Genomic DNA, 26906 nt, shown 5'->3' on the forward strand with positions numbered 1-26906 from the left:
GACGACGCAGAAGGACTCTTCATGGCAACGCTCTCCCACTGGATCAACGGACGGACCGTCACCGCGGACACCGACACCCGCCTCGGCGATATCACGAACCCGGCCACCGGAGTCGTCAGCGGCCAGGTGGCCCTGGGGTCGAAGGCCACCGTGGAATCGGCGATCGCCGCAGCATCCGCCGCGTTCCCCGCCTGGCGCGACACGTCCCTGGCTAAGCGGACCGCTGTCCTCTTCAACTTCCGCGAACTGCTCAACGCTCGGAAGCAGGAACTGGCCGAGATCATCACCGCCGAACACGGCAAGGTCGTCTCCGACGCTCTCGGCGAGGTCGCCCGCGGCCAGGAAGTCGTCGAATTCGCGTGCGGCATCGCGGGCCACCTGCGCGGCGGTCATACGGAGAACGCCTCGACGAACATCGACGTCCACTCCCTGCGCCAGCCGATCGGCGTTTCCGCGATCATCTCTCCCTTCAACTTCCCGGCCATGGTCCCGATGTGGTTCTTCCCCGTGGCCATCGCCACCGGAAACACCGTCGTGCTCAAGCCCTCGGAGAAGGACCCCTCGGCCGCGAACTGGCTCGCCGAGCTGTGGAAGGAAGCCGGGCTGCCCGATGGCGTGTTCAACGTCGTCCACGGTGACAAGGAAGCCGTCGACACGATCCTCGAGAGCCCCGAGGTCGCCTCGGTGTCCTTCGTCGGGTCGACCCCGATCGCAAAATACGTCTACGAGAACGGCACCGCCACCGGCAAGCGCGTCCAGGCGCTCGGCGGAGCGAAGAACCATATGCTCGTCCTGCCCGATGCGGACCTCGACCTCGCCGCCGACGCCGCCGTCAACGCCGGCTACGGCGCCGCAGGTGAGCGCTGCATGGCGATCTCCGTGGTCGTCGCTGTCGACTCCATCGCCGATGAGCTCGTGGCGAAGATCGCTGAACGCACCAAGACACTGCGCGTGGGTGACGGTGCCACCGAGCCGGACATGGGACCACTGGTCACCGCCGCCCACCGCGACAAGGTTGCCGGCTACATCGATGCCGGCGCCGAGGCGGGAGCCACCGTCGTCCTCGACGGCCGAGAGAACACCCCGGCCGAGGGATTCTTCCTCAACCCGACCCTCTTCGACAACGTCACCCCCGACATGTCGATCTACACCGACGAGATCTTCGGGCCCGTGCTCGCCGTCGTCCGCGTCCCCGGTTACGACGAAGGCATCGATCTCATCAACGCCAACCCGTACGGCAACGGCACCGCGATCTTCACCAACGACGGCGGAGCCGCCCGCCGGTACGAGAACGAGGTCGAGGTCGGCATGGTCGGCATCAACGTGCCCATCCCCGTCCCCGTCGGCTACTACTCCTTCGGCGGATGGAAGAACTCGCTGTTCGGCGACACCCACGCCTACGGCGACGAAGGAGTTCACTTCTTCACCCGCGGGAAGGTCGTCACCTCCCGCTGGCTCGACCCCAGCCACGGCGGCCTCAACCTCGGATTCCCGACCAACGACTGAACCGACCACCACGGACGTCCGCCCCGACCCGGGGCGGACGTTCACACAACGACGAACCACCTCGGCGAAGGAGCCCTGACATGACCACCACCGCGGATTCCCCGCTCACCGAATCGCACCTCGATACTGAAAGCACCGGCGCCGACCGGATCGACCCCGACCTCCTCGAGGCCGGGCGCCGCGCCCACGAGCTCGACCGGGCGCACGTCTTCCACTCCTGGCAGGCGCAGGGGCCGTTCCAGCCGATGACGATCGTCGACGCCGAAGGTCCCTACGTCTGGGACGGCGAGGGCCGGAAGCTGCTCGACATGTCATCGCAGCTGGTGAACACCAATATCGGCCATCAGCACCCGGGTGTGGTCGCGGCGATCCAGGAACAGGCCGGCAAGCTGTGCACCATCGCGCCGCAGCACGTCAACGACGCCCGCTCCGAGGCGGCCCGACTCATCACCGAACGCACCCCGGGCGACCTCGATCATGTGTTCTTCACCAACGGGGGAGCCGACGCGAACGAGCACGCGATCCGGATGGCCCGACTGCACACCGGTCGGACGAAGGTGCTCTCGGCCTACCGCAGCTACCACGGCGGCACGCAGCTGGCCGTCAACGTCACCGGCGACCCGCGCCGGTTCGCCAACGACTACTCCGCTGAGGGCATCGTCCACTTCATGCCCGCCTACCCGTACCGGTCGTACTTCAACTCGTCGTCCGAGGCCGAGGAGACGCAGCGGGCGCTCGCCCACCTCGAGGACATGATCACCCTCGAGGGGCCCGGCAATATCGCGGCCCTCATCCTCGAGACCGTGCCGGGCACCGCGGGGATCTACGCCCCGCCGGCCGGTTATCTCGAAGGCGTGCGGGAACTGACGGCGAAGTACGGGATCGTCTTCATCGCCGACGAGGTGATGGCCGGGTTCGGCCGCACCGGCCGCTGGTTCGCCCTCGACCACTGGGATGTCACCCCGGACCTCATCACCTTCGCCAAAGGCGTGAACTCCGGATACGTCCCGCTCGGCGGGGTCGCCATCTCGGATGCGATCTTCGAGACCTTCCGCGACCGGGCCTACCCGGGCGGACTGACCTACTCGGGACATCCGCTCGCCTGCGCGGCAGCGGTCGCGACGATCACCGCGATGGAGGACGAGGGGATGATCGCCAATGCGGACCGCCTCGGCGAGGACATCATCGGTCCGGCTCTGCAGGAGATGGCGCAGCGCCACCCCTCGGTCGGGGATGTCCGGGGTCTTGGCTGCTTCTGGGCCATCGAGCTCGTGAAGGACAGGTCGACGAAGGAGCCGCTGGCGGCCTACGGCGGCAGCTCACCGGAGATGAACGAGATCATCGCAGCGCTCAAAGCCGACGGCGTGCTGCCGTTCGCGAACTTCAACCGCATCCACGTCGTGCCGCCGCTGAACACCCCGGATGAGGACGTCAGGTTCGGACTCGCCGCCCTGGATCGGGCACTCGACGTCGCGGATCGGTACGTCACGGAGTAGATTCGTCCCGCGAGAAGGGGGCATCGCCTCGGCGAGGGATTGCTGGTTTCGGGCCCCGTTCGGAATGTGAGTGCTATTGCACTCTCAGCCGGGCGGGGCCCGTTTGCGCACGTCAAAAGTGAACAAAAGGTGAATCAGGTGGAGTAGGGTCGAATTGCGGGTGAAGAGCGGTTGAATCTGTGGGTAGACTTCTGCGGGATAGTGATGGCTGGCCGTCAGCTGCATCATCCACGGTCCGAATAGTGTCTACACCCAAGGTCGATTAGTGGAAATCATCTTCGTCGTCGTGCTCGTCATCGCACTGGCACTGTTCTTCGACTTCACCAATGGCTTTCACGATACGGCCAATGCCATGGCCACACCGATCGCGACCGGGGCCATCAAACCGAAGACGGCGGTCACGCTTGCCGCGATCCTCAACCTCGTCGGTGCCTTCCTCTCCACCGAGGTGGCCAAGACCATCTCGGGCGGCATCATCAAGGAAGGCGGCGGGGGAGTCCAGATCACTCCCGACTTCATCCTCGCCGGCCTCATCGGCGCCATCATCTGGAACATGGCGACATGGCGCTTCGGCCTACCATCATCCTCGTCCCACGCACTCTTCGGCGGCCTCATCGGTGCGGCCATCGTCGGTGCCGGACTCAACTCCGTCGACTACGGAGTGTTCCTGTCCAAGGTCGTCATCCCGGCTCTGGCCGCCCCGCTCATCGCCGGGTTCAGCGCCTATCTGTGCACGAAGATCGCCTACGCGATCACTCGCCGCAACGAGGAGGGCAAGACCGCTCGCCGTGCACCGTTCAAGTACGGGCAGATCTTCTCGTCCTCGCTGGTGGCGCTCGCCCACGGAACGAACGATGCGCAGAAGACGATGGGCGTCATCACCCTCGTGCTCGTCTCCGCGAACCTGCAGGAGCACGGCACCGGCCCGCATATCTGGGTGATCACCGCGTGTGCTCTGGCGATCGCGCTGGGCACCTATGTCGGCGGTTGGCGCATCATCGACACCCTCGGCACGAAGCTGACGACGGTCAAGCCCGCTCAGGGACTGTCGGCCGAGACGTCGACGGCTGCGGCTATCCTCGCCTCTTCGCACCTCGGCTTCGCTCTGTCGACGACTCAAGTCGCCTCCGGTTCCGTGCTCGGTTCGGGACTGGGCCGCAAGGGCGCCGATGTCCAGTGGTCGACGGCCGGACGTATCGCCTCCGGTTGGCTGCTGACGATTCCGGCCGCCGCGATCGTCGGCGGGATCGCAGCCGGCATCGCTCACTTGGGAACGGTCGGCGTCGTCGTCGACACGGTCGTCGCCGTGGTCGTGGTGCTGTGGATCTACCTCAGTTCCCGCCGGGTCGAGGAGACGGACATCTCGAACTTCGACACCGTCGGCGAGGCCGTCAACATCCGCGGCCGCAAGCGCAAGCTGCGTAAGGACCGCAACCGCAAACGTGCTCAGGAGAAGAGAGAAGCTCGATACGAGGCCTGGGCGGAGAAGCAGGCGGCGAAAGAGAAGCGCCGTGCCCACCGCGATGCGAAGAAGAACGGGGCGGTTCCCGCCGAGGCTGCGAAGACGAGTTCATCGTCGACCGGATCTGCTTCCGGAGCCGATGCGGGCCGGGCCTCGAACACCGGGGCAGATGCGGGCCGGGCAGATGCGAGCGATAAGGGAGACGCGAAATGATCGAGTGGAGTTCGTTCGCCATCGTTGCGGCCGCGACATGGGTCTCGGCCATCATCGTCATCACGCTGTTCTCCGTCGGAGTGCGGATGCGCGCCGCGCACCTCGACCGTGTCGAGGAGGGCCGCAGCAGCTCGGCTCTGCCGGTCGGCTACTGGGCGGTCTTCGGCATCTGCGGGGCAGTCGTGCTGCTCGGCGTCTACCTCATCGTCCCGGCCCTCCACGGCGCCTGACACTTCAGGGGCCGACCGTCTGACGCTTCGGGAGTAATTCGCCTGGACTCTCTGGGGTGCTCGCCACGGCGCCTGACGCCTCCGTGCTGCAGGCCACGTGTCGTTTCTGAAGTGCTCGCCTGAGCTCTCTGGGTGATCCCCGCGTGACGGCTCAGGCAGCGATCGCTTGCCGTCGGCAAGCTGCTTTTGGACGACCATCACTCACCGGTAGCGTCGCGTACACCCTCTAGCGCACCATCCCTCGCCCTTAGTGGCTGTGCCTACAGTTGCAATGGTGCAACGTGCCGCTGCGACGGTGTTTTGCTCCCACCGGTGCCTAGCGACAGCAGCGGTGAGGGATGCTCCGGACTATGTGCATGAAGCATCCCTGCGTCACGAGAGGAAGTGCCACTGCCGTGTAGTTATGCCGCTGACGGTGCGGGATACCCGAGCGTTGGAATCGGGGCGGCTCAGTGAAAGCAGCTGCGGGTGGCTTTCCTGAGACCCTGGTGCCTCGGCTTAGACTCGATCTGTGAGAACTCCACCGCACAATCCTCGGCAATCCGCCGATCTGCAGAAGGAAATCGCCAAAGCCGATCGCCGGCGCATCGACCAATGGCATGCAGCAATGCGGCGCGATGGACGCGTCGTACTGCGAACAAATCTAGTCAAGATTTTCGCCCTCGCACTCGTCAGCTGGCTGTTCGTCGGAGCGATCATCCTCACGTTCACCGTCACCCCCGCTTCGACCTGGAACCCGATGTCCCCTGGCTTCGGCGGGTGGCCGGTCTTCTTCCTCCTTGCGGTCTTCGCCATCGGTTTGGCGCTGTTCGGCGTCGGAGCGCTGTTGTGGACTTTTGTCTTTCCCGTTGTGCGACCACAGTTCGTCGTGTCGAGATGGGGTGTGGAGTCCTCATGCTGGAAGCCTGGCGGGCGGGTCAGGCAGTTCGCAACGCCGTGGTCAGGCATCGTCGACATCGGGGGAGAGTTCCAGTGGAGGAAAGGGATGCTCCCGGACGCACTGGTCGTAACGATCACGGCCCGCGGTGTGACCGCTCATCGGAACGCGCTGATCGGCAACGTCAGGTTGCCGGAGTTGGTCACATATCGCGTATCAAGGGAGCTCAAAGCGAAACCGCGTGATGTGTTGGTATTTCTCCGTGAGGTTCACGTGGCGCATACGGCGCATCGCTGAACTCGGACCGGAACACGACAATCCCCCAACCACCTCGGCGGCGGTTGGGGGATTGTCGATGAACGGACGGCTCAGACTGTCAGCGATGAAACCAAACGACTCAGGCTAGCCACACAGCTAGGCAACTCAGCCAAACGACTCAGGCGAGGCCGAGGCGCTGGCGGAGGTTGTCGACCTCGGCGCGGAGTTCGGCCGGAACCGAATCGCCGAGCTCGGCGTACCATTCCTCGATGAGCCCGAGTTCGGTCTCCCACTCTTCGGGCTTGATGGCGAGAGCCTTGCGCAGCTGCTCGTCGGTGAAGTCGAGGCCTTCGGTGTCCAGGCCGCCTTCGACCGGGGTGAGGCCGAGCGGGGATTCCTGAGCATCGGCGGTGCCGGTGACGCGTTCGAAGACCCACTTGAGAACGCGCGAGTTCTCGGAGAATCCGGGCCACAGGAACGAGTTGTCGTCGTCGCGGCGGAACCAGTTGACGTAGAAGATCTTCGGCAGCTGAGCGCCCTCGGTGTTGCCGATGTTGATCCAGTGCTGCAGGTAGTCACCGACGTTGTAGCCGATGAAGGGACGCATCGCCATGGGATCGCGGCGGACGACGCCGACGGCACCGGTGGCAGCCGCGGTGGTCTCCGAGGAGAGCACCGAGCCCATGAACACTCCGTGGGTCCAGTCCTTGGTCTCGGTCACGAGCGGCATCGTGGTCTTGCGGCGACCGCCGAAGAGGATGGCCGAGATCGGCACACCGTTCGGGTTGGTCCACTCGGGAGCCAGGGTCGGCACGTTCGCGATCGGGGTGCAGAAGCGCGAGTTCGGGTGAGCGGCGGGGGTGTCGGACTCGGGCGTCCAGTCGTTGCCCCTCCAGTCGGTGAGGTGAGCAGGTGCCTCGTCGGTCTTGCCTTCCCACCACACGTCACCGTCGTCGGTCAGTGCGACGTTGGTGAAGATGTTGCCGCCGGCCTCGATGGCGCGCATCGCGGTCGGATTCGTGGTGTAGCCGGTGCCCGGGGCGACTCCGAAGAGTCCGAATTCGGGGTTGACGGCGTAGAGCTGGCCGTCTTCGCCGAAGCGCATCCAAGCGATGTCGTCACCGAGGGTCTCGGCCTTCCAGCCGGGGATGGTCGGTTCGATCATGGCGAGGTTCGTCTTGCCGCAGGCCGAGGGGAACGCCGCGGCGACGTACTTGACGACGCCTTCGGGGTTCGTCAGCTTGAGGATGAGCATGTGCTCGGCCAGCCAGCCTTCGTCGCGGGCGATCGCGGAGGCGATGCGCAGCGCGTAGCACTTCTTGCCCAGCAGAGCGTTGCCGCCGTAGCCGGAGCCGAAGGACCAGATGGCGCGGTCCTCGGGGAAGTGGGTGATGTACTTGGTGGTGTTGCACGGCCAGGCGACGTCTTCCTGTCCCTCTTCCAGCGGAGCGCCGACGGAGTGGACGCACTCGACGAACTTCGCGTCCTGGGCGTCGATCGCATCGAGGGCGTACTTGCCCGAGCGAGCCATGACGAGCATGGAGAGGACGACGTAGGCCGAATCGGTGACCTCGATGCCGAACATCGGCTGGTCCGCCTCGGCGTGGCCCATGACGAAGGGGATGACGTACATGGTGCGGCCGCGCATCGAACCCTCGAACAGACCGTTGAGCGTTTCCTTCATCTCCGCGGGAGCGACCCAGTTGTTGAGTGGACCGGCATCCTTCTCGTCTTCGGAGCAGATGTAGGTCCGGCCCTCGACGCGGGCGACGTCCTCGGGGTCGGAAGCCGCGTAGTAGGAGTCCTTGGTGCCGTTGACGCGCTGGATGGTGCCGGCTTCGACGAGCTTCTCAGCGATCTCGTTCTTCTGTGCTTCGGAACCATCGATCCAGACGATGTCGTCCGGGGTGGTCAGGGCGGCGATCCGGCTGACGAACGAGAGCACCGACTTGTTCTCGGTCGGTGCGTTCTTCAGCTGGTCAGCGACGACATCATGGTCGAGGACAGTCATGAGTGGTCTCCTGGTCAATCGGGTGTGGGGTTTCGTCTCCGGCGGCTGGCGTCCGTCGAGCGGTTGGTACATATCCACCGTAGGATGGGAGCGGAAGCGAAAAACGCGCGTTTCGGTCACTCGAAGATGTGCATTGGATCACAGCCAGAGGGTCATTGACGTAAAAGCAACAATCGGATGACGTGTCGTTTCAAGTGATTGACGGTTTGTTTCGGCGATGATCGACGGCTGAAATCTGCGATTTCATCCCCTCTCGCCGAGGTGGCTCTGACCGTGAGTGCGAATGTGGCGAAGCGCACGTGGGTGCGATTTGAGCTTCAGCGAAACTGGTGTGTATAGTTGTTCGAGTTGCAGGGCGTGAGTCCGAGCGACATGCGCCACTAGCTCAACGGATAGAGCATCTGACTACGGATCAGAAGGTTGGGGGTTCGAATCCCTCGTGGCGCACAGAAGGAGAGTCCCTCACCTGGCAGGATTGCTGGTGAGGGACTTTTTCGTGTGCCTGGAGTCAGGCTGATCCGGGCGTCGATCCGAAGGTTGGGTTCTGTTGGGTGCTGAGCTGAGGAAAGCCCGCCGTCACCGGGAGGAGTTCGGTGAGGTTATCGAGGTGTTCGCCGACCGCCCAGGACTGAAGACGGTGACGGGGTTCGTCCTCGGGTGGGTGATCTTCACAGCTCTGACATTGATCAACCCGGGGGAGACGCCGCTGCTGGCGGTTGCTCCGGGCATCATCTTCGCGGTGATGTTCGGCCTGATCCTTCTCTATCTCTCGGGTGAGCGGCTCATCGTCTGCGAGCGTGGGATCCTTGTCGGCTCCGTAGCTCCGGGGGTTCGTCCCTACGCCATTCCCTATCAGCAGATCACGCCCGGCAGCGTTGCCGGGGTCGCCGGCGCGAACAGATATCTCAAAGAGGTCGGACTCCAGGGACAGATCGCGCAGTCGACCCTGCGGGCGTCCTGGTGGACGAAGAACGGTGTCCACTTCGTCGCCTGCTCGGCCGAGGATGCCAGGCGCGGACGCAGACGTTTCACGCTGGCCCTCGACCCGATTCCACGGTCGATCGACGGCCGCTGGATCTGGTTCTCAGGGACCGGTCGGCAGTCCGCGAGGTCGGCGGTCGAGGCGATCGCTCGGGCCGCCTCGGCGGCGGGGTATTCGCAGCTGGCCAAGGCCGCGCTCGATCGCGGAGTCGTCGAGCTGACCGGCAACCCCGAGGACGCGGCACGACAACTGCCCGGCCACCCTCCGGTCGGCAGGGGCAGGATCAGATAGTGGGGACTCGGGTCGCTCGCGGCCGAGCCTTGTATCACCTGGCGGCAAGCACACCTTCTCGCTGTTCAGTCGACAGGCGTTTGACGGCCTCTCGGATCGTCACTCCCGAGGCCCGGTTGGCGCGTGGGAGGATCCAGTCGAAGACGAGGTCGGGGCTTTTGCGCGAGGTGTCGCGCAGAACCCAGCCGATGGCCTTGCGGATGAAGAATTCCTTTTCCTCGAGCATCGCATCGGCGAATCGGGAGAACCTGTCGAAGTCGCCGCGGCCGTGCCGCAGCGGGACCAGGTGCGCCAGCAGGGCCGAGCGGCGAATCCAGAAATCCCCATCGCTCGCCCAGCGCTCAAGAACGGGGTCGAAGGCAGTATCCCGTTCGCTCAACGGCCCGACGAGGTCCCCGGCCAGAGGGTCGACGAGCGCCCAGGTCTTCGCCTCGCGGAGCAGGCCCTCGATGAAATCCGCATCCCCGCCGCCGAGGCGGTCCTTCGACTGGATGAGCACCATCGTCGCCGCGGCGCGACGTTCGTGGACGGGTGTGAGGTGGCCTGTCGCCCCTTCACCTGTGTCTGTCGGCCCGGCACTCGCAGCCGAGTCGTCCGACGACATCGGCACGGCCCAGAGGAGTCGGGCGAGTTCGATGACCTCATTGTGGCCAAGCGCTGTTCCGCGCAATGCCGCGCGAACGACGGTTCGGGTATCCGGGACGCTCACCCCGTAATGGAGGAGTTCGCTCTTGAGGTAGGCCCTTTCCTTCTGGGCCCGTTCGCTGCCGCCACGGGCGCGCAGATCTCGGTCGACCGCCTCGGCGAGGGTGTGGGCCTTGTTCCGGGAATCGGAATTCATGGAGTGAATCTTTCCATGGCCCCGCTGCCAGTGGGTACAGGCGCTGCAGATCGCAGTGAATGCGAAACGGCCGACAGGCGGACTCCGTCGAGCGCGATGATCGGGGAGCGCGCCTGCCGGCCGTTCTCTGTTCTCAACCGGAGGCCGCGAGTCTCATGCTGCGCAGTGTCTCCGGAAGTTCTGGGGACCTTCGGTTCGGGCTGACCTCAGTCCGTCCGGGCCCTGCGTCCGGTCAGGACTTCAGTCCGTGCCGGCGTCGAAGGCCGAGGAGAGGTTGGCGAGGTCGCTTGCCTCGTCCACCTCGGCGTTGGAGTTCGCGATCTCCTCGGCGCCGCCGGCCTCCAGTGAGCCCACGAGTTCCGAGGTCGGACCGGACACGATGCCCATGGCGGCGTACTGCTCGAGGCGGGCACGCGAATCGGCGATGTCGAGGTTGCGCATGGTCATCTGGCCGATGCGGTCCTCGGGGCCGAAGGCGGAGTCGCCCACACGCTCCATCGACAGCTTCTCCGGGTGGTAGGACAGGTTCGGGCCCTCGGTGTTGACGATCGTGTAGTCGTCGCCGCGGCGCAGGCGCAGGGTGACCTCGCCGGTGATCGCCGAGGCGACCCACCGCTGCATGGATTCGCGCAGCATGAGCGACTGCGGGTCGAGCCAGCGTCCCTCATACATCCGGCGGCCGAGGCGGCGGCCCTCTTCGTGGTAGAGGGCGATGGTGTCCTCGTTGTGGATGGCGTTGAGCAGGCGTTCGTAGGTCACGTGCAGCAGTGCCATGCCCGGGGCCTCGTAGATGCCGCGGGACTTCGCCTCGATGATGCGATTCTCGATCTGGTCGGAGACGCCGAGCCCGTGGCGGCCGCCGATCTCGTTGGCCTTGAAGACCAGGGCAACGGGATCGTCGAAGACTTCGCCGTTGATGGCGACTGGGCGGCCGGCTTCGAAGCGGACCGAGACCTCTTCCGACTTGACCTCGACGTCATCGCGCCAGGCGGCGACGCCCATGATCGGTTCGACGATGTCGAGTCCGGCGTCGAGGAACTCAAGGGTCTTCGCCTCGTGGGTGGCGCCCCAGATGTTCGCATCCGTGGAGTAGGCCTTCTCGGCCGAGTCGCGGTAGGGGTAGCCGTGTTCGACGAGCCATTCGCTCATCTCCTGTCGGCCGCCGAGCTCGTCGACGAACTCCGAGTCGAGCCAGGGCTTGTAGATGCGCAGCTTCGGGTTGGCCATGAGGCCGTACCGGTAGAACCGCTCGATGTCGTTGCCCTTGTAGGTCGAGCCGTCGCCCCAGATGTCGACGCCGTCCTCCTTCATGGCGCGGACCAGCATGGTCCCGGTGACAGCGCGGCCGAGGGGAGTGGTGTTGAAGTAGGTCTTGCCTCCGGAACGGACGTTGAACGCACCGCACTGGAGGGCGACGAAGCCTTCTTCGACGAGCAGGCGCTTGGCGTCGACGAAGCGAGCGATCTCGGCACCGTATTCCTTGGCGCGATCGGTCACCGACTCCAGGTCGGGCTCGTCGTACTGGCCGATATCGGCCGTGTATGTGCACGGGATGGCGCCCTTGTGGCGCATCCACGCGACCGCGCAGGAGGTGTCCAGACCGCCGGAGAAGGCGATTCCAACGTGCTCACCGACTGGGAGCGAAGACAGTACTTTCGACATGTCACCAGCGTAACGTGAGTCTCCGTCGATTGTCGAATTGTTATGCATTGGAATGTATTTTTATGTGAGTGGGGTGAGTGAGGCGATGGAATCTCGCCGAGGCGGCCCCGACGATTGCTATCGTGAGCGGGTGACGAATCCTCCCGTACCTCAGTTCACCGTCCGCCCTGAGACTTCCGGCGACTTCGACGCGATCCACGCGTTGACCGCAGCTGCATTCGGCCAGGTTGACGAGGCAGAACTCGTCGACGCCCTCCGCGGATCCGGCAATGGGGTCGAGGGCTTGTCGTTCGTCGGAGTGCTCGAAGGTGAGGTCATCGCCCACGCGATGCTCTCCCGCTGCTTCCTCGGCGAGGCCCCAGGCGTCTGCCTGGCGCCCTGTTCCGTACGGCCCGAGCACCAGCGCACTGGCGCAGGCACTGCGGTGATCGAAGCGCTCCTCGCCGAGGCGGCCCGCCGTGGTGAGGCATTCGCCGTCGTCCTCGGCCACCCCGAGTACTATCCGCGCTTCGGGTTCACCCCAGCCTCAGGCTTCGGCATCACCCTGCACGTCGACGTTCCCGACGAAGCGCTCATGGCGATGCCGCTGGGAGGCGAGGTACCCGCGGGCGCCCTGGCCTTCGCGCCAGAGTTCGGGGTCTGATCCGGGGCCGCGCCCCACCCGCGTGAGTTACTGCTTCGCGCGGTGTGCCCGGATCGCCTCGGCGACGGCGATGGCGTCACCTTCGGGAGCGTCGGACTTCCGATCCGGACGTGCCGTGAACAGATAGATGAATCCGGCGACAAGCACGACGACCAGACCGATGAGCACGATCCAGTCGGCGAAGAACGATCCGGAGTCGCCGGGCAGCGAGAGCAGGACCATCGCGAAGATGCCGTAGGCCAGTGCGGCGAAATTGACGATGATGCCCCAACCGCCCAGCGACCACGGACCCGCCGGCTTCCACCCGCGCAGCCGCTGCCGCAGCGCCCCGAGGACGACCATCTGGAATGCGAGGTAGATGCCGAGGATCGCGAACGAGGTCACGGCGACGAGGATTCCGTCGTTGAACCAGATGAGCACGCAGATCAGAGCGGGTGCCGTGCAGGCGACGATGAGCGCATTGTGCGGGATCTTCGTCCCGTCGGTGACCTTCGACAGCCACCGGTGTCCGGGCATCATTCCGTCGCGGGCGAAGCTGAAGATCAGCCTCGACGCGGCGGCCTGCAGGCTGAGCACGCAGGAGATGAATGCGAGGACAGCGACGACGAGGAAGATCTTCGCCCCCACCGCACCGAGGCTGCCCTCGAGGATCGCGGGAATCGGGTCAGCGACCTGACCGGAGACGATCTCCTCGAGATTCGGTGCCGCGAGCACGTACCCGCCGAAGGAGAACAGGGCCGAGACCGCTCCGACGAGGATCGTCATGAGCATCGCCTTCGGGATGCCGCGAGCCGGATTCGACACTTCCTCGGCGACGTCACCGCATGCTTCGAATCCGTAGAAGAGGAAGAGCCCGGCGACTGCGGCTCCCATGAAGACGGGCAAGTAGCTGCCGTCGCCGGCGGTGCCCATGGTGTCGAAGAAGACGGAGAAGCTGTGCTTGCGTTCGAAGATGAGCAGGAACAGGCCGAGTCCGATGACGCCGATGAGTTCGGCGAAGAGGCCGATGCGCGCGATGCGGGCCAGCCATTTCGTGCCCGAGAAGTTGATCGCCAAGGCCAGCACCAGCAGCGCCAGGCCGAGGAACAGTGTGGAGTTGCGGCTGAGTTCGAGGCCGAAGAGGCTCGCGAGGAACCCGGCACCGAACTCCGCCACCGAGGTGATCGTGACGATGAGTGCGCAGATGTAGATCCATGCGGCCATCCACGCATATCGCTTGCTCCACAGCCGCCTGGCCCATGGGTAGATTCCGCCGGCGATGGGGAACTGGGAGACGACTTCACCGAACACGAGGGCGACGAGCAGCTGTCCGCAGGCAACGATGACGATCCACCAGATCGAGGGCGGACCACCGGTTGAGAGCGCCACTGCCAGCAGCGAATACACACCGACGAGAGGGGAGAGGTAGGTGAAGCCGAGGGCGAAGTTCGCCCACGGACTCATCGACCGTTCGAAGGAATCTTCGTAGCCGAGGACGGCCAGATGGTCGGAATCGGAGAGGTGGTCGCCGGCCCGGTTGCCGGTGGAGTTGTGAACGCCTGCGGGGTGGTGGGCGTTCGAGGGGAGATCGGACATGGTGATGTTCCTTCATTCGAATCGTCGTTGATTCTGTGCTGTTCGCATCGTATCTCCGATTCTCACCTGCGGAAGCGTTCTCGCCCGCGCGGCTGATTGCTATTTCATCCTCGCGGCGGAGGTGTCGAACAACGACGAGTCATAGCGTGGAATCACAGGCACGGACCACCGCCGAATCGGTGGGCACAGTGCAGGATCGAGGAGGAACCGTGAACACGCAGACGCACAGTCACAACGGATTCGCCGAGGCGACCGGACCGACCGAGCCATCACCTCAACCCACTATCCAACCCCACCGGCCCGGAACGACGGATTCCATGCCCGGTTCTGCCGCCTCGGCGATGGATGGATCGCACACCCCCGCCGAGGATGTCGACGCGAAAGGACGGCCGCTCGCCGTCGTGCCCGCTCGGGTCCCGTGGCTCGAGATCGGAATCTTCACCGTCACCGCATTCGGGCTCGCTTGGCTGGCCTGCCTGCCGCTGTGGTTCTCCGCGGAGGGGATCGGCGATCCCGTTCTGCTTCTGGCCTGCGGCAGCGCCATGATGTTCACTCCGCTCATCGCGAGCATCATTGCCTCCATCGTCCAGCGCCGCCGCGCCCGTGCCAGGGGAGAGGTCCTGGCCAGTGCTCCGCGCTACTTCGGCTTCTGGCCGCTGCGCAGCTTCGGCCGAGTCATCGGGATGACCATCGCCGCCTTCTTCGGGATCATGGTGCTCGTCGTCCTCGGCTACCTGGTCAGCGCGGCCTTCGGATGGCTCGCCCTCGACCTCGACGGGTTGTCCGGGTTCACGGCGCAGCTGGAGACGATTCCCGGCACGGACTCATTGCCGACTGCCGCCGCCATCGCCATCTACCTGCTGCTCATGTTCGTCAGCTCGGTGGCCAATGTCGGTGTCACGATCGGCGAGGAATTCGGCTGGCGAGGATGGCTGCTCACCAGTCTGCGTCCCCTGGGCACCTGGCCTGCACTGCTCATCATCGGCGTCGTCTGGGGGCTGTGGCACTCACCGCTGATCCTGCTCGGCTACAACTTCGGCCGCCCCGACATCGCCGGTGTGGGTTTCATGGTCGGCGGCTGCATCATGGTCGGCGTCCTCTTCGGTTGGCTGCGCCTGCGCACCGGATCCGTCTGGCCGGCCGTATTCGCCCATGCGGCACTCAACGGCTGCGGGGCCATGTTGTTGGGCCTGTTCGTCGATGCAGGTGCGCCGACTCCGGATCCGGCGCTTGTCGCGTTCCTCGGAGTCGCAGGCTGGATCGTCTCAGCGGTCGTCATCGCAGTGCTCGTCGTCACCGGCCAGTTCCGCAAGCAGCCGGAACTGGGCATCAAAGCGAAGGCCGGCGCCGAATCTTGAGGCTCGGCCCCGGCGTCGGCTAGGCTCAAAACCCGATCAACCGGAATCCCAAACCCACAGGAGCCCCATATGACCTTCGGACCTTCGCTGCTGCAGACCGCCGGACGCGTGTTCACCGCACCGATCTTCATCAGCGGCGGATACTCGGCCGTCACTGATCCGGCAGGCAAAGCAGCGATGGCCGAGTCGACCCTGGACGCCATCCGCGAATACGTGCCCGGGCTGCCCGACGACAACGAGCTGCTCGTGCGCATCAACGGCGGCGTCCAGATCCTCGCCGGCACCACCCTGCTGCTGGGCATCAAGCCGCGCCTCTCGGCACTCGCACTCGCCGGGTCCCTCATCCCGACCACGCTCGCCGGACACTCCTTCTGGGAGATGGAAGGCGGAGAGGCGAAGGCTCACCAGACCCAGTTCTCGAAGAACCTCGCCGCGCTCGGCGGACTGCTGCTCCTCATCGGCGCCGGTGAGAACCAGAAGGCCATCGACAAGGCGGCCGCAAAGGCTGCCAGGAAAGCTGCGAAGAAGGCCGAGAAGCACGCCCTCAAGCAGGCCTGAGGCATGACGCAGCCGTCCGCTGGTGACTCCTCTGAGCAGGAGGCCGCGGGCGGTGTGTCCGCCGATCCGATGTCAGCCGCGATCGCTGACATCATCACCTTCAACGATGTCAAGGATCCCGATCTCTGGACGCGACCGACCACGCCGCCGTCCGTGATCGCCATCGTTGACCACGACCCCGTCTGGACCGATCATTTCGCCGAGGCGGCCCACCGGATCCGTCGGGCCCTGAGCCCGAGCGGTGCGTTCGTCGGCATCGACCACGTCGGGTCCACCTCGGTGCCGGGATTGCCCGCGAAACCGATCATCGACATCGCCCTCGTCGTAGCCGACCCCGCGGCCGAAGATGACTATGTCCCCGCGCTCGCCGAAGCGGGATTCGGTCTCACCCTCCGCGAACCTGCGTGGTACGAGCATCGGATGTTCAAGCGGCTCGACCCGGAACCCGGGCAGCCGGGATGCAATCTGCACGTCTTCGGACCCCGGTGCGCGGAAGTGGCACGGATGCGGCTCTTCCGAGATCGGCTGCGGGAGCATGCGGTCGAGCGCGAGGCCTACGAGTCGGTGAAGCGGACATCGGCCGCGGAATCGAACGCGGTCGGGGAGACGGTCATGGGCTACAACGCCCGCAAGCAGGCCGTCGTCCGCGAGATCTACCACCGCATCTTCGAAGCCCGAGGCTGGGGCTGACCCACTCCACTGATGCACCAGTTCCGATGGATCTGATCCACTCCACATACACTCCCGTCCCGAAGTGTCTGATCCGCTGATTCACACTCCCGTCGCCGTTTGCTTAGGGTAGGCTAAGCAAAGACTTGCGAACGAGGGGTGGAGCGAATGGTCAACTGGCAACGCGGAGTGATGCGGCTGATGCGCATCACGAATCACGAAGTGGTCGTCACCGGGGTCACGGACTTCACCCCGACCTACCGTCGGATCCACTTCTCCGGTGCCGAACTGCTGGCCCAACTCGATGAGGTCTTCCCGACTCTGTGGACCCGGCTGTGGTTCCCGCACCCGGAGAAGGGCGAGGGCCACCTGAGTCAGCGCGGCTACACGTTCTCGGCCATCGACCTCCACGCCGGGACGTTCAGCCTCGACTTCGTCCTCCACGGTGACCTCGGGGAAGCCGATTCGGGCGGCCCGGCAAACCGGGCAATTCCGGCGGACCCGGCAGTTTCTGCGGGTCAGGCAGGCCCGGCAGCCTCGACAAGCCCGATTGAGGCGGAATCCACGTCCGACATCGGTCCCGCTGCTCGCTGGGCGGCTCATGTCCGCCCAGGTGACACCATCGAAGCCGCCCTCACCCCGGCCCGTCTCGACCTGCCTGACGACACCTCCCGCCTCCTCCTGGTGGGGGACCTCACCGCGCTGCCGGCCATCAATTCCTGGTGCGAAGCCGTCCCCGCCGACATTGCCATCACCGTGGCGATCACTGCCGACCCGGCCGAGGTGCCAGGGCTCCCGCAGTCGGCACACCCCAACGCGACGTGGCATTGGGTGAGTCAGGGTGTGAGCGCCGAGGCGGCCCCGCAGCATCGCACAGATCGATCCGTGGCCGATCACCTGCGCGGACTCGACCTCGATAGCGCCGGACTGTACGTCTGGGCGGCGGGGGAGAGGAGCATGGTCAAAGAGGTCCGTCGCTTCGCCAAGGGCGATCTGGGGCTGGGGCGTTCGCAGCAGTTCTCCCAGTTCTACTGGTTCGCCGACAAACCCACCGGCTGAGCCGCGCCGACACGAATCGCTCGACCCTCCGATTCGCCACAGCACTGGATTTCCGTCCCCATTCGCCACATCTCTGGAATTCCACGCAGAAACGCCTATGCTCAAGGCATGGCCAAGGCACTCCTCATCGTCGATGTCCAGAATGACTTCACCGAAGGCGGCGCGCTCGGCGTGACCGGCGGTGACGCCGTCGCCGAAGGCATCAGCGCTCACCTCACAGCACATGCTGGGGACTACGATGCCATCATCGCTTCCCGTGACTGGCACGATGCCGACAATGACAACGGCGGCCACTTCAGTGACTCCCCGGACTTCGTCGATTCCTGGCCCGTCCACTGCGTCGCAGGCACCGACGGCGCAGCTTTCGATCCTCTCCTCGACACCGCGGCCATCACCCATGAAGTCCGCAAGGGCCAAGGCAAACCAGACTATTCGGCTTTCCAGGGGATCACGGACACGGGGAGCCGCCTCGGCGAGCTTCTTGGCGATCTCACCATCACCGAGGTGGACGTCGTCGGCATCGCCACCGACCACTGCGTACGCGCCTCCGCACTCGACGCGCTGAGCGCGGGGCTGAGCGTTCGCGTGCTCACCGACCTCGTCGCGGGCGTCGGAGGCGAGTCGAGCAGAGCCGCCCTCTCGGAGGTCGAGAAGGCGGGCGCTGAGCTCGTCTGAGTCGCCGACTCTCCGCGGAACCTCCACCCTCAGAAAACCTATCGCCCCAGTTCAGCGCGTTTTCTCCATCGAAAGTTGCAGATCGAATCCGAACTCACAGGCGATGTGTGTGACTCCATAGATTGATGGACTGGAGTCATGAACTCACCACTGGCGAAAACCGCACATACGCTGACATCGAAGCGCGGTTCGTGGCTCGTCCTCGGCGGGATCGTCGTCCTCGTCGCCCTGCTCTTCGGACTCCTGTCCGGGGCAGGAGAAGACCGGCCCAACGAAACCGCACCGGCCGATTCCGAATCGACTCAGGCACAGAAGATCCTCGACAAATTCCCCGAGGCGGACAAACAGTCCGTCATGGTCGTGGCCTCGAACGAGGACGGATCCGAACTCTCCGCCGACGACCAGGCCGAGCTGAAGAAGCTCGGCTCCTCGCTGGGCGACTCCGTCGGCGACGAATCCACCGAGACCGTCACCGGACCGATCCTCAGCGACGACAAACAGGCCGCGCTGCTCATGGTGCCCATCACGGTCGGCCTGACGAACTCCGACACCGCCGAGACCGTCGACGACCTGCGCACCGCCATCGCCGACGACCCGACCGCTTCAGGACTGACCGATGAGGGCATGTCCCTGCTGGTCACCGGCGGTCCCGCGATCGGCGCCGACATCGCCTCGGCATTCAACGGCGCGGACTTCACGCTGCTCATCGTCACCATCGTCATCGTCGCCCTCCTGCTCATCATCACCTACCGCTCACCGATCCTGTGGCTGCTGCCTCTCATCGTCATCGGCACCGCCGACGGACTCGCCTCGACCGTGACCGCGGCCGTCGGCGACTGGCTCGACCTGCAGTTCGACGCGGGTATCATCAGCGTCCTCGTCTTCGGCGCCGGAGCGAACTACGCGCTGCTGTTCATCTCCCGCTACCGCGAGGAGCTGCGCCGCTTCACCGACCACCGCCGCGCGCTCGCTGACGCCTGGACGCACACCGCCACGACGATCCTCGCCTCGAACCTCACCGTCGTGCTGTCCCTGCTCAGCCTCGTCTTCGCGATCATCCCCGGCACCCGCGGCCTGGGCATCACCGCGGCCGTCGGCCTGCTCGTCTCCGCAGCCGCCGTCCTCTTCGCCCTGCCGCCCGTGCTCGCGATCTGCGGCAAGAAGATGTTCTGGCCCTTCATCCCGAAGGCCGAGGAGAGCACGGATGAAGAGCTCACCCCCGCTGAGGCAGCCGCCGCCGGCCGTGCCACCGCACCTGAGGGTGCGACCGCCCGTGCGGGTGCGGCCAAGACCTCGATCTGGCGGACCATCGCCACCCGCGTGGTCCGCAGGCCGGGGCTCCACCTCGGTGCTGGGATCGTCATCCTCGGTGTCATGGCCACCGGGTTCATCGGATCCTCGATCGGTCTCGACCAGACCGAGAAGTTCCGGGTCCAGTCCGAATCCGCGCAGGGACTCGATGTCCTGGCCGACCACTTCCCGCCCGGGGAATCCCAGCCGATCTGGATCGTCGCCGATACCGACCATGCCGATGAGGTCGCCGATTCGGTCAACGATATGAACGGCGTCGTGCGCGCCTCGGCGATCGAGGACACGAACATCGACGGCACCTCGGTCACGAAGATCATGGTGACCGGCGAGTATGCACCCGACAGCACGAAGGGATTCGACCTCGTTGAGGACATCCGCGGCGACGTCCACGCCATCGACGGAGCGAACGCCGAGGTGGGCGGCGCCGCGGCCACGGAGCTCGACGCCCGCGACGGAAACCAGACGGACTTCGTCACGATCGTCCCGATGGTCCTGGCGATCAGCTTCATCATCCTGCTCGTCATCCTCCGTGCCCCCATCGCGGCGTTCACTCTGTTGCTCGTCAACGTGGTGTCCTCGGCCGCGGCGATCGGACTCGGAGCATTCCTGTCACGGACGATCTTCGGACAGTCCGCACTCGATGCGCAGGTGCCGATCCTCGCGTTCCTCTTCCTCGTGGCACTCGGCATCGACTACTCGATCTTCCTCGCCCACCGTGCGAAGAAGGAGTCCGTCCTCCACGGCGGACGCCAGGGCATGGTCGAAGCCGTCGCCCACACCGGCGGCGTCATCACGAGTGCCGGCATCGTTCTGGCCGGAGTATTCGCGGCGTTGGGCATGCTGCCGCTCATGGTGCTCGGCCAGCTCGGCCTCATTGTCGGCGTCGGCGTGCTCGTCGACACGATCATCGTCCGCACCATCATCGTCCCCTCGCTCTTCGGACTCGTGGGCGACAAGATGTGGTGGCCCAACAAGGCGATTACGCACTTCCACGAGCGTGCGGCAGTTGGTGCGGCTGACGGTGACGAACACTCCACCCATCTGCTCGCCGAGAAGGAATTCGCGGACTCCGGTTCCGGGATTCACCACGGCAGGCACTGAGCCGTCACGCTGGGTGGGCTCGGGCGACGACGCGGATCGTCGCCCGGGCCTCCTCGGTTTTCGCATCGGGCCGCGCATTTGTCGTACCACCGGGGTTTCGGATGTGATTGAGTTGGCAGGGAGATCATGACAGCACTGGATCACCGCTTCGGCAGTTTCATCGCCGAGGCCGATCTGCAGGAAGGTGGCAGCGTGGGCGCACGCAAATGGACGGAACGCACGATGGAGTTCGGTCAGCACGCCATCGCGCTCGTCCTCATGCTCATCTCCTGTATCCGCGCGGTCTCTGCCGGTGCACCGATGCTCGCTGCCGTAACCGTGAGCGTCGTCTTCCTCGCTTGGTACGCCCTCGGCGCCGTCCGCGCAGCGCGCTCCGGCGCACTGGTCCTCGCGAAATGGTGGCTCATCGTCCTCGCAGCCGCCTGGCTGTGCACCCTGCTCGTCTCCGCCGAGTTCATCTGGGTCGCCTTCCTCCTCTGGCTGCTCGCAGGCCACCTCTTCTCCCTGCGCATCGCCGTCGTCTTCACCGCACTCACCTACATCGCGACAATCGTCGCCCCACTCGCGCACTACGGGCAGGTGCCGACCCCGAGCATCATCGGCTCCCTCATCGGTGCCGTGTTCGCTCTCGGGCTGTCCCGCGGTTATATCGAACTCCTGCGCGAGGGCCGCCGCCGCGAGGAACTGCTGCGCTCGCTTGAGCTCGCACACCAGAACCTGCTCGACCTCCAGGACGAGCTCGCTCTCACCCAGCGCCACGCAGGCGAGATCCAGGAGCGGACCCGCGTCTCCCGCGACATCCACGACACGATCGCGCAGTCGATCTCGTCGATCCGCCTCATCGCCCACGCCGAGGCGGAGCGCACCACCGATGATCACGCCGGGCAGGTGCTCGCCCAGGTCGAGGAGCTCGCCGCGCAGAGCTCCCGCGACGTCCGCCGCATCATCGCTGCGCTCGCCCCGGCCGAACTTGAGGACGGCGCACTGACCGCTGCCATCCGCCGCCTGCTCGCCCGGCTCGAGGAGGACAGTACGATCAGGGGCCGCCTCGACGTCGACGAGACCCTGCCGACTCTGTCCGCCGAGGCGGAGGTGGCGCTGCTGCGGACCGCGCAGTCTGCGCTGGCCAACGTTCGGCAGCATTCGCAGGCCACACGAGTGATGGTCAGCCTCATGGACCTCGACGGGGCGATCAGGATGGACATCGTCGATGACGGCGTCGGAATGGACGATCCTCACAATCGGCAGCGGAACCCCGATTCGGGATTCGGTCTCGACTTCATCGGCTCAAGGATGCGCGAACTCGGCGGTGAACTCGTCATCGAATCGAGTCAGGGATCCGGCTTTGCGATCTCCGCGACCCTGCCGAGCCAGTCCCAGCTGCACACCCGGGGTGAGGGGCTCAGCACTGCTGACGAGGGAGACGGCACACGCGAGAACACCGACACAGGAGAGAACGCATGAGCATTCGAGTCATCCTCGTCGACGACCACCCGGTCGTGCGGGCGGGCCTGAAGTCCGTCATCGACGCTCCGGACCACATCGCGGTCGTCGGTGAGGCCGGCAGCGGTGAGGAGGCGCTGACGGTCGTCGACGAACTCGACCCCGACGTCGTCCTCTGCGACCTGCGGCTGGGGCAGGGGGTCGACGGCATCGAGGTGACGAAGCGGCTGCGAGCGAAGCCGAATCCGCCGGCGGTGCTCATCCTCACCACCTTCGACCTCGACTCGGAGATCATCGCCGCGATCAACGCCGGGGCCTCGGGCTACCTGCTCAAGGACATCGACCCTGGGGACATCTCGACCGCGATCGAGAAAGCGGCGAAGGGGGAGACCTATATGCCTCCGGAGATCTCGTCGAAGGTTTTCGCCGCGATGCGCAACCCCAGCCCGAAGCTCACCCGGCGTGAACGCGACGTCGTCAAACTTCTGGCCACAGGGGCCTCGAATGCGCAGATCGCACAGGAGCTCTTCGTCACCGAGGCGACGGTGAAGAGCCACCTCGTCAATGTATTCACGAAGCTCGGGGTGGACTCGCGGGCCCGCGCCATCCGAGTCGCCGAGGACCAGGGGCTGGTTTAGCGGCCGCGCTTCTCGCAGTCTCCGCCGAAAAACGGGCTGAGCGTCGAGAAACGCATGTGCACCCCCGTTTCTCGACACGCAGCCCGTTTTTCGGCGAGTGCGCGGTTCTATGCTCACCACACCCGAAGTGCCAATGTGAATGCCGCCGCATATGATCAAGCTATGCACAGGGGTATGAGCAGGAGAAACGCATTATGAAGCGGATGTGGGCGGCGGTTGTGGCGGCAGGTTTAGTGGCGCTGAGCGGCTGCAGCATCGGCGGCGAACCAGAGGGAAAACCATCGCCGACGACGACCCCGACCTTGGCCGAACCGGTCGAGCTCGATTACTTCGCCACACTGACCGTCGACGATGGTGCGGGGCATGCGCTCGTCATCGACTGGGTCGAAGAGAAGCTGCGGGCGATCGATTCCACCGGAGAAGAGCTGTGGAGCATCGACGCCTACATCAATGACGAAGGCGGAGGCTCAGAAGCCTATTCCGCGGGAGACCTGGTGATCGTCAACGACTACTCGGGAACGGTCACTGCCTACACCTGGGAAGACGGCGAGGAAGCCTGGTCATTCGACATTCCCGGCCCCGACGATGCGTGTCATGAACAGATGGCGTTCGGCTCCCGGTCGACAGGGCTCGGCAACCGCCTCGGCGAAGATGACCTGCTCCTGCTCGAATACAGCGGCATGCGAATGGACGGGCACTGCACACCTACCTCCGAAGCCGGCAATGCGGTGTTGTTCGCCCTTGACCCATCGACAGGGGCTGAAGCCTGGCCGTCGCTGTCGATCGATGATGACGGTCGGACCTTCGGCGGCACCCTGATTCACCTCGCGCCGGACCGCAAGAACGCAGTCATGTCATGGCAGTCCGGGGAGGACTCCATGGTCACACGGATCTCATTGGACACCGGGCGCCATGCCACTGTTCCCATCACCAAAGCTCGAGCGATCGACGACTCCGGAGTCGAGCACTTCGACGTCTTTCCGACAAGCGATGAGACCACGCTGACCTACCTCTTCGGAGCCGAGGACCCCGATGACCCGATGAGCCAGGCGTTCAGCAGAGCAGCTGAGCTGACCCTTCCTGCTGGACTCAAAGAGACCGACAGCGCGACATTGGCCGCCGACTCCGGCCCTAACGCCGCGACGATGGAGGACACGACCGATCCGATGTGTTCGACCGACTTCACCTTTACGCCGGAAGGCCGGGCCGCGTGTCTGCAGCTGCAGCTGTTCGCTTCGGCGGTCAAATATCAGGGCTCGGACGGGTCGCCGGAAGGATGGTTCGCGGATGCACCGGAGATGGCTTTCGATACCGTGCTGTACTCGGGGGCTCCCAGAACAGTGCCTTTCGACAGCCGAGGGAAGGCTGCGGTACTCGCGCCGGGTCCCGACGGAGGCGTCGTCGCCATCGATGCAGCGACCGGGAAGACGGCGTGGAATGCTGGCGACTACAGATCGACGACTCCGTGGGGCGGCGAGGGAGTATTGCCCGACGTCGGGCTGGTCGTGCTCACTGACAATAAGAAGACGAGCTTCTACGACTCGGATACCGGCAGACTCGTCGAAGAGCACAAGGCCGACCAATACGATGAGCTGACCTCCGGCTACAGCACCATTCTCGTCGCCGGTGAGAAATCGACGACGATGTGGGCTGTGGTCGACACGTGAAACGCCGAACCGCCGTTGCGGGCCGAGGCGGCGCCAGTGAGTCGGAAGCCGAGCGCGCCGCATCGGCACTGTGACCAACTGTCAGATGAATAACTGATAGGTAATCACCATTACCGTCACTCCAGGTGAGAGACGCAGACGATCGGGACGGAGAACGCCGCATCGCCCCAATCGGCTCTTCTCGACTACGGAGTTTCACCTCGTGCCGGTAGTCTGTTCCCTGCACATCGGGACAGCCGCGCGCATGCGCAGCGCGGTCCAGGTCGAGACAGTGGAGGTGACATGGCAGGCGAAGACGAGACGTTTCCGCCCCGCCCGGTGACCCCGCCGAACCGACGAATCGGTGCATTGTCCGGCAATACCAAGGGCATCGGCACATCCACAGACACCGCCACCGAGGCGGCTCCCGGTCGATCTGCGGACGCGGACTCCCAGCAGCCCTCGGTTTCCGCGGACCCTGCAACCGTGCAGTCCGGAGTCGATGATGTCGACGCCTCGGCGTTGGACATCACCCTGCCGCACGTCGGGGAACTCACCTCTGCCAGTGAAGACGCGATCGTCGACCCATCGGAAGCGGTGCTCGAGAGCATCGACCTCGACACCTGGAAATGGCCCGAGTTCTTCGCCTTCGCGCTCACCCGAATGCAGGAGATCTTCCCGACCGGCGGCATCCCGCGCGGCATCGGGCCGGTGCGCGAATACGTCACCGAAGACAACGACTTCCGGTCCTTGACGATCGACCGCGAGAAATGGCCGGCCGCCGACGAGGACTGGACCACCGTCGGCGACGTGCTGGCCAACACCCACACCGACGCCTGGCTCGTCACACGCAACGGAGTGGCGCTGGCCGAGGAATACGCCTGGCCGATGAAGCCCGCCCGCCAGCACATGCTCTTCTCCGTGAGCAAGTCCATCGTCGCCACCGTTATCGGTGCGCTCGCCGACGCCGGACTGCTGCGCCCCACCGACCTTGTCACCACGCATGTGCCCGCATTGGCCAAGAGCGGCTACGCGGGAGCCACCATTCGCGATCTGCTCGATATGCGCTCGGGCATCAAGTTCTCCGAGGAATACCTCGAGGAGGGCTCTGAGATCCGAGCCCTGTTCGAAGCCGTCGATTTCGCGCCTCGATCGGCCGCCTCGGCGAAGGGGATCAAGAACTTCCTCACCGGGCTGACCAGCGACCGCGAACACGGCTCTGCCTTCGTCTACCGCAGCTGCGAAACCGATGTGCTCGCCTGGATCGCCGAGGCGGTCACCGGCCAGCCGTTCTCCATCGTCGCCAGCGAATACGTGTGGTCGCGGATCGGCGCCGCCCACGCCGCCCAGGTCTGCCAGGACCGGTGGGGCGGATCGATCGCCGACGGTGCCATCAGCGCCACCCTGCGCGACCTCGCCCGCTTCGGTGAGATGATCGCCCGAGGCGGCACCACTGACAACGGCGAACGCGTGCTCTCGGCGGAATGGGTCGAAGACATCTTCACTGGCGCCGAGGACTCCGCTGAGGTCTTCGCCGCGTCTCCGTCCGGACGCTCCTACCCGGGCGGAATGTACCGCAGCCAGTTCTGGATGCCCTCGGCCGACCGCAACGTCGTCATCGGCATCGGCATCCACGGCCAGATGCTCTACATCGACCGCGCCACTCAGACCGTCGGCATCAAGCTCTCGAGCGACCCAGAACCGGTGAGCCTCGCGGCTCAGCACGGCACCCTGGCCATGTTCGAAGCCATCGCCAAGGCGGTCCCGACCGCAGGTCAGACGCCTGCAGACCCTGCCCCCACCGAGGCGGCTCCCCGGAACTCTGTACCGGGCACCGCGCCTGCAGTGCCGAGCGCAGCTGCTCCCGCAGACCCGAGTATCGGCAGCCCCGAGACGGAGAGCGCCGAGGCCCTGGCCGCGGAGTCGATTCCGGTGGCTGCGTCACCAGCCGAAGCGGTGCAGGCGGCTGCGGAATCCGTCGAATCGGTCCCTGCACAGACCTTGCCCGCCCCGGCGGAAGATGCCCCCGTGGCACCGGCTCCCGCAGACCCGATTCCGGCAGCCCCAGCAGCGGCAGACCCTGCATCTGCAGCTGCTGGGGCTGCGCTGAATGAAGCAGCGGTTGCACCTCCTGAGATCACGCCTGCCGCAGCTGCAACTCAGGATCCGCCTCTGCCGGGAGCGCAGACTGCCCCTCTCATCGGTCAGGGCACGCTGTACTGAGGCCGAGCGGTTCGCGTGTCTCCTGCGGGCGGATCTACCTCGAAACTGTGCGGATACTCGAAGCGGATCTATCCACAGGAGGCACGCCGACCGCAGTCCCGTCCGGCGTAGCTGTGTACGTGTCGATCCGCCTCTTAGGTGACAATTCCGTAGCGATTGGTGCGGGGACTCGGTAGCG

Annotated in this window: 21 protein-coding genes and 1 tRNA gene; 18 read left to right on the top strand and 4 right to left on the bottom strand. The window is 65.3% G+C overall.

All coding sequences use genetic code 11. From position 1 onward, the window contains the following. The first annotated feature begins 21 nt into the window (after nucleotides 1-21). The 5 genes from KTJ89_RS07965 (at nucleotide 22) to KTJ89_RS07985 (ending at nucleotide 6081) form a co-directional block, all read left to right on the top strand. Entirely contained in the window at nucleotides 22-1506 is a 1485-nt protein-coding gene (locus KTJ89_RS07965; protein WP_259357324.1) for a CoA-acylating methylmalonate-semialdehyde dehydrogenase, read from the top strand. Nucleotides 1507-1586: 80 nt separating this feature from the next. Further along, nucleotides 1587-3002: an aspartate aminotransferase family protein gene (locus KTJ89_RS07970; protein WP_259357325.1), complete on the top strand. Its 1416-nt coding sequence runs from the start codon at nucleotides 1587-1589 to the stop codon at nucleotides 3000-3002. A 265-nt stretch (nucleotides 3003-3267) separates the two neighbouring features. Then, nucleotides 3268-4677, top strand: a complete 1410-nt coding sequence (locus KTJ89_RS07975) for an inorganic phosphate transporter (RefSeq protein WP_172171698.1) — start codon at nucleotides 3268-3270, stop codon at nucleotides 4675-4677. Next, nucleotides 4674-4907, top strand: coding sequence for a hypothetical protein (locus tag KTJ89_RS07980; protein WP_172171696.1), 234 nt, complete (start codon nucleotides 4674-4676; stop codon nucleotides 4905-4907). Before KTJ89_RS07975 ends, KTJ89_RS07980 begins: the two co-directional genes overlap by 4 nt. A gap of 511 nt (nucleotides 4908-5418) precedes the next feature. Beyond that, a complete protein-coding gene (locus KTJ89_RS07985) occupies nucleotides 5419-6081 on the top strand; it encodes a hypothetical protein (RefSeq protein WP_259357326.1) in 663 nt (220 codons plus the stop codon). Between the two features lie 139 nt (nucleotides 6082-6220). On the opposite strand, the gene KTJ89_RS07990 is transcribed toward KTJ89_RS07985, so the two are convergent. Then, nucleotides 6221-8053, bottom strand: coding sequence for a phosphoenolpyruvate carboxykinase (GTP) (locus tag KTJ89_RS07990; protein WP_172171692.1), 1833 nt, complete (start codon nucleotides 8051-8053; stop codon nucleotides 6221-6223). 374 nt (nucleotides 8054-8427) lie between these two features. On the opposite strand from KTJ89_RS07990, the gene KTJ89_RS07995 reads away from it, so the two are divergent. After that, a tRNA-Arg gene (locus tag KTJ89_RS07995) sits at nucleotides 8428-8500 on the top strand. Between the two features lie 100 nt (nucleotides 8501-8600). Continuing rightward, entirely contained in the window at nucleotides 8601-9326 is a 726-nt protein-coding gene (locus KTJ89_RS08000; protein ID WP_259357327.1) for a hypothetical protein, read from the top strand. A gap of 34 nt (nucleotides 9327-9360) precedes the next feature. On the opposite strand, the gene KTJ89_RS08005 is transcribed toward KTJ89_RS08000, so the two are convergent. Both KTJ89_RS08005 and argG read right to left on the bottom strand, forming a co-directional pair. Then, nucleotides 9361-10167, bottom strand: a complete 807-nt coding sequence (locus KTJ89_RS08005) for a DNA alkylation repair protein (protein WP_259357328.1) — start codon at nucleotides 10165-10167, stop codon at nucleotides 9361-9363. 240 nt (nucleotides 10168-10407) lie between these two features. Beyond that, nucleotides 10408-11829 carry an argininosuccinate synthase gene (gene argG / locus KTJ89_RS08010; protein WP_139467983.1) on the bottom strand — a complete coding sequence of 474 codons (1422 nt, stop codon included), beginning with the start codon at nucleotides 11827-11829 and terminating at the stop codon, nucleotides 10408-10410. A 130-nt stretch (nucleotides 11830-11959) separates the two neighbouring features. Here argG and KTJ89_RS08015 point away from each other — a divergent pair, with 130 nt between their 5' ends. Further along, nucleotides 11960-12472, top strand: a complete 513-nt coding sequence (locus tag KTJ89_RS08015) for a GNAT family N-acetyltransferase (protein WP_259357329.1) — start codon at nucleotides 11960-11962, stop codon at nucleotides 12470-12472. Between the two features lie 27 nt (nucleotides 12473-12499). Here the strand turns inward: KTJ89_RS08015 and KTJ89_RS08020 are convergent, their stop codons facing one another. Beyond that, complete coding sequence (locus KTJ89_RS08020) at nucleotides 12500-14047, bottom strand: APC family permease (protein WP_259357330.1); 1548 nt, start codon at nucleotides 14045-14047, stop codon at nucleotides 12500-12502. 209 nt (nucleotides 14048-14256) lie between these two features. Between KTJ89_RS08020 and KTJ89_RS08025 the strand changes: the two genes are divergently transcribed. The 10 genes from KTJ89_RS08025 to KTJ89_RS08070 all read left to right on the top strand — a co-directional run bounded on the left by KTJ89_RS08025 (nucleotide 14257) and on the right by KTJ89_RS08070 (nucleotide 26728). Continuing rightward, the gene (locus KTJ89_RS08025; RefSeq protein ID WP_259357331.1) at nucleotides 14257-15405 is read left to right on the top strand and encodes a CPBP family intramembrane glutamic endopeptidase; all 1149 of its coding nucleotides are present in this window, start codon (nucleotides 14257-14259) and stop codon (nucleotides 15403-15405) included. 69 nt (nucleotides 15406-15474) lie between these two features. Then, on the top strand, nucleotides 15475-15963 hold the full coding sequence (locus KTJ89_RS08030; RefSeq protein ID WP_172171684.1) for a DoxX family protein: 489 nt from the start codon (nucleotides 15475-15477) through the stop codon (nucleotides 15961-15963). Between the two features lie 3 nt (nucleotides 15964-15966). Continuing rightward, complete coding sequence (locus KTJ89_RS08035) at nucleotides 15967-16653, top strand: GrpB family protein (RefSeq protein ID WP_259357332.1); 687 nt, start codon at nucleotides 15967-15969, stop codon at nucleotides 16651-16653. Nucleotides 16654-16800: 147 nt separating this feature from the next. After that, the gene (locus KTJ89_RS08040; protein WP_259357333.1) at nucleotides 16801-17691 is read left to right on the top strand and encodes a siderophore-interacting protein; all 891 of its coding nucleotides are present in this window, start codon (nucleotides 16801-16803) and stop codon (nucleotides 17689-17691) included. Nucleotides 17692-17799: 108 nt separating this feature from the next. Then, nucleotides 17800-18366, top strand: a complete 567-nt coding sequence (locus KTJ89_RS08045; RefSeq protein ID WP_259357334.1) for an isochorismatase family protein — start codon at nucleotides 17800-17802, stop codon at nucleotides 18364-18366. Nucleotides 18367-18504: 138 nt separating this feature from the next. Then, the gene (locus tag KTJ89_RS08050) at nucleotides 18505-20778 is read left to right on the top strand and encodes an MMPL family transporter (protein ID WP_259357335.1); all 2274 of its coding nucleotides are present in this window, start codon (nucleotides 18505-18507) and stop codon (nucleotides 20776-20778) included. 126 nt (nucleotides 20779-20904) lie between these two features. Continuing rightward, entirely contained in the window at nucleotides 20905-22242 is a 1338-nt protein-coding gene (locus tag KTJ89_RS08055) for a sensor histidine kinase (protein WP_259357336.1), read from the top strand. Continuing rightward, nucleotides 22239-22859, top strand: a complete 621-nt coding sequence (locus tag KTJ89_RS08060; RefSeq protein ID WP_259357337.1) for a response regulator — start codon at nucleotides 22239-22241, stop codon at nucleotides 22857-22859. The genes KTJ89_RS08055 and KTJ89_RS08060 overlap by 4 nt, the downstream gene beginning before the upstream one ends. Nucleotides 22860-23053: 194 nt before the next feature. After that, complete coding sequence (locus KTJ89_RS08065; protein ID WP_259357338.1) at nucleotides 23054-24526, top strand: outer membrane protein assembly factor BamB family protein; 1473 nt, start codon at nucleotides 23054-23056, stop codon at nucleotides 24524-24526. Nucleotides 24527-24808: 282 nt separating this feature from the next. After that, nucleotides 24809-26728 carry a serine hydrolase domain-containing protein gene (locus tag KTJ89_RS08070; protein WP_259357339.1) on the top strand — a complete coding sequence of 640 codons (1920 nt, stop codon included), beginning with the start codon at nucleotides 24809-24811 and terminating at the stop codon, nucleotides 26726-26728. The last annotated feature ends 178 nt before the right edge of the window (nucleotides 26729-26906 follow it).

The sequence above is a fragment of the Brevibacterium sediminis genome (assembly GCF_024895295.1).
Lineage (GTDB): Bacteria > Actinomycetota > Actinomycetes > Actinomycetales > Brevibacteriaceae > Brevibacterium > Brevibacterium sediminis.